This window comes from Streptomyces sp. McG3, assembly GCF_018619185.1.
Classification (GTDB): Bacteria; Actinomycetota; Actinomycetes; order Streptomycetales; family Streptomycetaceae; genus Streptomyces.
Genome location: NZ_JAAXYC010000473.1, coordinates 1 through 4,151, shown reverse-complemented (window position 1 = coordinate 4,151; position 4,151 = coordinate 1). Strand labels below are relative to the sequence as shown.

5 protein-coding genes and 1 pseudogene are annotated in these 4,151 nt (G+C 73.6%); 3 read left to right on the top strand and 3 right to left on the bottom strand.

The window, feature by feature from the left end:
- Window positions 1-116 precede the first annotated feature (116 nt).
- Entirely contained in the window at window positions 117-836 is a 720-nt protein-coding gene (locus HET64_RS37130) for a vancomycin high temperature exclusion protein (RefSeq protein WP_251146402.1), read from the top strand.
- Between the two features lie 196 nt (window positions 837-1,032).
- On the opposite strand, the pseudogene HET64_RS37125 reads toward HET64_RS37130, so the two are convergent.
- The 3 genes and pseudogenes from HET64_RS37125 to HET64_RS37115 form a co-directional block, all read right to left on the bottom strand.
- Window positions 1,033-1,529: pseudogene (locus HET64_RS37125) on the bottom strand (gamma-glutamylcyclotransferase family protein).
- Window positions 1,526-1,867: a divalent-cation tolerance protein CutA gene (cutA, locus tag HET64_RS37120; protein ID WP_215111640.1), complete on the bottom strand. Its 342-nt coding sequence runs from the start codon at window positions 1,865-1,867 to the stop codon at window positions 1,526-1,528. The pseudogene HET64_RS37125 and the gene cutA overlap by 4 nt, the downstream one beginning before the upstream one ends.
- A 71-nt stretch (window positions 1,868-1,938) precedes the next feature.
- Window positions 1,939-2,565 (bottom strand): NADPH-dependent FMN reductase, encoded by a 627-nt coding sequence (locus HET64_RS37115; protein ID WP_215111639.1) that lies wholly within the window; start codon window positions 2,563-2,565, stop codon window positions 1,939-1,941.
- A 140-nt stretch (window positions 2,566-2,705) separates the two neighbouring features.
- Here HET64_RS37115 and HET64_RS37110 point away from each other — a divergent pair, with 140 nt between their 5' ends.
- A complete protein-coding gene (locus tag HET64_RS37110) occupies window positions 2,706-3,518 on the top strand; it encodes an aminotransferase class IV family protein (protein WP_215111638.1) in 813 nt (270 codons plus the stop codon).
- 56 nt (window positions 3,519-3,574) lie between these two features.
- A complete protein-coding gene (locus HET64_RS37105) occupies window positions 3,575-4,045 on the top strand; it encodes a DUF5990 family protein (protein ID WP_215111637.1) in 471 nt (156 codons plus the stop codon).
- Window positions 4,046-4,151 lie beyond the last annotated feature (106 nt).

The window sequence follows — 4,151 nt, the reverse complement described above, 5'->3', positions numbered from 1 at the left end:
AGGGGGAGAGACGGGCGGTGCGCGGGCGGTGGCCGAAAGGGCTCCGGCTGTCGGTGCGGTCCGCCAGGCGGCGGTCGGCGCGGGCCGTCTCCCCGCTCCCGCCGAAGCGGTTCGCGCTGCTGCTGCCGAAGCGTTTCGCCCTGCGGCTGCCGAGCACGAAGCGGTTCGCCCTGCGGCTGCCGCGCACCCGGCGGGGGCAACGGCGACTGGTGCAGGGGCTGGTGGCCGCCTGTGTGCTGGCGCTGGTGCCCGCGACCTGGATGCGGCTGGAGGCCGGCGACCGGGTGGGCACGACGGCCGAGGCTCCGTCGCGGGAGGTCGCCGTGGTGTTCGGTGCCGGACTGTGGAAGGGCCGGCCGACCCCGTACCTCGCGCACCGGCTGGACGCGGCGGCCGAGCTGTACCGCACCGGGAAGGTGAAGGTCGTCCTGGTCACCGGGGACAACAGCCGCGTGGAGTACGACGAGCCGGACGCGATGCGTACGTATCTCACCGGGCGCGGGGTGCCGGACGAGCGGATCGTGAGCGACTACGCCGGGTTCGACTCCTGGGACTCCTGCGTCCGGGCCAAGAAGATCTTCGGGGTCGACCGGGCGGTGCTGGTGAGCCAGGGCTTCCACATCCACCGGGCGGTCACCCTGTGCCGGTCGGCCGGGATCGACGCGTACGGCGTCGGGGTCGACGAGCCACGGGACGCCACCTGGTACTACGGCGGCGCCCGGGAACTGGCGGCCTCGGGCAAGGCCGCGCTGGACGCCCTGCTCCGGCCCGACCCGCGTTTCCTGGGGCCGGAGGAGCGGGGCGTGACGGAAGCGCTGGCGGCGGGGGCACGCTGAACGAGCCCGCCCGGAGCACGGAACCGTCGCCCGGACGAACCCGGCACCACCACTCCCCGCCGGAGAAGAGGCCGCCGCTCCCCACCACCGGGGTTCCGTCCTCCATCGCCGGACGGGCTCGAACGGGGCCGCCCGGGAGTACCGCTGGGCACGGCGTCGGCCACGTGCTCCGGGCGGGTGAGGCCGACGGCACTCCCTAGGAGCCGCCCGGTATGCGTCCGGTGGTCCACCGCCCCTCGGGGATGAGGACGCCGCCGGTCCGCAGCGAGCGGGTGACGGCGGTCGCGGCGAGGTAGACCCAGGCCCGCACGGACTCCCCGGACTCCCCGGCCGTCCCGGCCTCCGCCGCCCCTGGCGCCGGCAGCTCGACCTCCCGGACGACGCGCTCGTACAGGTTGCGCGGGTGGCCGGGGCCGAGGAACTCCTCCAGGTGGTCCAGCAGCCCGAGCAGTTCCCCGTACACCCCGGGCGCGGCGACGAGCAGGGTGCCGTGGACGCGGCCGTGGCCCTCGATGGCGTACGGGTAGCCGGGGCCCTCGTAGAGGAGGGCCCGGGGCAGCACGGCCGACCGCTCGCCCGCCGTACGGCCCCGGAGGAACAGGTCGTGGTTGGGTTCGCCCGGCAGCAGCGTCCGTACACGAAGAAGGGCAGTTCGGCGGCGACGGGGACGGTCGTGGTCATGGCCGCCGTCACAGGGCTGCCGGGGGCGCCGTCTCCGCCGTCACCCAGCCGAGGTAGCGGGCACTGCCCCGGATCACCGGCAGGGCGATGATCTCCGGCGTCTCGTAGTCGTGCTCCCGCTGGAGGTGTTCCTCCAGTTCGGCGTAGCGCTCCGTCGTCGTCTTGAAGAGCACCTGCCACTCCTCGGTCGTCTCGATGGCGTTCTGCCACCGGTAGACGGAGGTGACGGGGGCGGAGATCTGCGCGCAGGCCGCCAGCCTGGCCTCCACCGCCGACCGGGCCAGGGCGTCGGCCTTGTCCTCGCTGTCGGTCGTGGTCAGTACGGTCAGCCATGCCGGCGGCGCTGTCATCGTCGGTCCCCTCGGAGTACGGCGGGCTCCTTGCCCGTGGGCCTTCGATGCGATTGTCGGCCCACGGCGGTTCAGGCGCCGTACGGACGGAGATTCCGGGCGTCGCGCAGGGCGGTGCCCCACCACACCAGCTGGTCCAGCAGGGTCTTGGCCGCCGCGTCGGCGGGCTCCGGGTCCAGATGGCGTCCCTCGTCGTCGAAGAGGGCGCCGGCGTTGTGGAAGGACACGGTGTCGCGGACGGTGACGGTGTGCAGCTCGGCGAAGACCTGCCGGAGCTGTTCGACGGCCCGCAGCCCGCCGGAGATGCCGCCGTAACTGACGAAGGCGACGGGCTTGGCCTGCCATTCCGCGCTGTGCCAGTCGATGAGCGATTTCAGCGGGGCGGGGAACGAGTGGTTGTACTCGGGGGTGAGGACGACGAAGGCGTCGGCCGCCGCGAGCCGGGCGGAGACCGCGCCGAGCCGGGCCGCCTCCTCGGGCCCGGGACTGAAGGTGATCGCGGTGGGGAGGCCGGCCTCGGCGACGTCGACCAGGTCGGTCTCGATGCCGGGGTGGCTCGCCGCGCGGGCCAGGAACCAGTCGGCGACGACGGGGCCGAAGCGGCCGTCGCGGTTGCTGCCGAGGATGACGGCCACCTTGAGGGGGGCGGGCTCGGTGGCGGGCACGGTGGATGACGTGGATACGGCTGTGATGTCCATGGCGTCGACCTTTCCCCCTCAACCATGGTTGAGGTCAAGCGTGCCCGTCCGGAGCCCGGCCGATCCAGGTCCGGAGCCCGGCCGATCCAGGTCCGGAGCCTGCCCGATCCGGGTCCGGGCGGCCCGCCTACGGTGGCCGCATGACGACGCACCGGCCGGACGCACCCCTGCCCCACATCGAGTTCAACGGCCGCCCGGCCACGGAGGAGGACCTGCGGATCCCCGCGCTGTACGGATACGGCCACTTCACCGCCATGCAGGTGCGGGACGGGAGGATGCGGGGCCTCGGACTGCATCTCGCCCGGCTGGACGCCGCGAACCGGGAGCTGTTCGACCTGCCGGTGGACGGCGACCGGGTGCGGGAGCTGATCCGGCACGCCCTGGACGGGGCGGGGCTGCGGGACGCCTCGGTGCGGGTGAACGGCTATCTGCCGCCCGGCACGACGCCCATGACCCTGATGGTGACGGTCCGGGAGCCCGCCGCACGGCCGGCCGGGGCGCGGAGCCTGATGTCGGTGCCGTACGCGCGCACGGCCCCGCACATCAAGCGGCCGGGCGAGTTCGGGCAGACGTATTACGGGATCCTGGCGGGGCGGGCGGGGTTCGACGAGGCGTTGCTGACCGCGCCGGGTGGAGTGGTGACCGAGGGCTCTATCACCAACATCGGTTTCTGGGACGGGAGTTCGGTGGTGTGGCCCGACGCCCCGGCGCTCGCCGGCATCACGATGACCCTGCTGGAGCAGGGGCTGGAGCGGGCCGGACGGCCGTCGGCGCGCCGCCCGGTGACGCTGGAGGGACCCGACGGGGTGGGCCGTTATCCGGCCGCCTTCGTCTGCAACTCGCAGGGCATCGCGCCGGTGCGGCGGATCGACGACACCGCGTTCGCGGTCGACGAGGAGCTGATGAGGGAGTTGGGCGCGGTGTACGACGGCGCTCCGGAGGACGCCGTGTGAGGCACCCCGCACCGGGGGGTGCGGCGCCCGCCCCGGCCGTGCCGGACCATGGGGGCATGCAGATCCACATCGAGGCATCGGCCCTCCCCGGCCGCGACTGCGGCCCGGACAGCGACTTTCCCGGGTACGCGAACATCCACGTCGGCGTCCAGCGCAAGGACCGGCCGGGCGAGCTGCTCGACCCGCACCCCGGGGACGCCCCCTCCGCCTCGTGGGTGCTCGACTGCACGGCCACCGCGACGGCGGACGGGATCGAGGTGTCGGGGCCGTACGTCCAGAACCGGCTGGGCGGGCGGTTCGTCTATCTGTCGTGGGGCACGGTGGACGACGCCGGGGTCTTCACCATGTTCCGGCGCGCCAAACTGATGTTCACCGACATCGACCCGGACGTCCTCGAAGCCGCCGCGCGCTCCGGACACCTCACCGGGCGGCTCGGGCTGACCGACGCCAAGGGTCAGCCTCTCTGCGCACGGGTGCGCCCGCCGCAGATCGTCTGGAGCGCCACGAACGGGGCGGACGGAGCCTGAGAAGCCGGGACCGGCCGGAGGCGGATCCGACACCGCCCCCCTCCGGTCCAGGGGGGAGTGGACCGGAGCTGTGTCTTATACACATCTGACGCTGCCGACGACTACT

Excerpts from the sequence above, each read along its gene's own strand:
- cutA (WP_215111640.1), bottom strand. The coding sequence starts at position 1,867 with ATGACAGCGCCGCCGGCATGGCTGACCGTACTGACCACGACCGACAGC.
- HET64_RS37115 (WP_215111639.1), bottom strand. The coding sequence starts at position 2,565 with ATGGACATCACAGCCGTATCCACGTCATCCACCGTGCCCGCCACCGAG.
- HET64_RS37105 (WP_215111637.1), top strand. The coding sequence starts at position 3,575 with ATGCAGATCCACATCGAGGCATCGGCCCTCCCCGGCCGCGACTGCGGC.
- HET64_RS37110 (WP_215111638.1), top strand. The coding sequence starts at position 2,706 with ATGACGACGCACCGGCCGGACGCACCCCTGCCCCACATCGAGTTCAAC.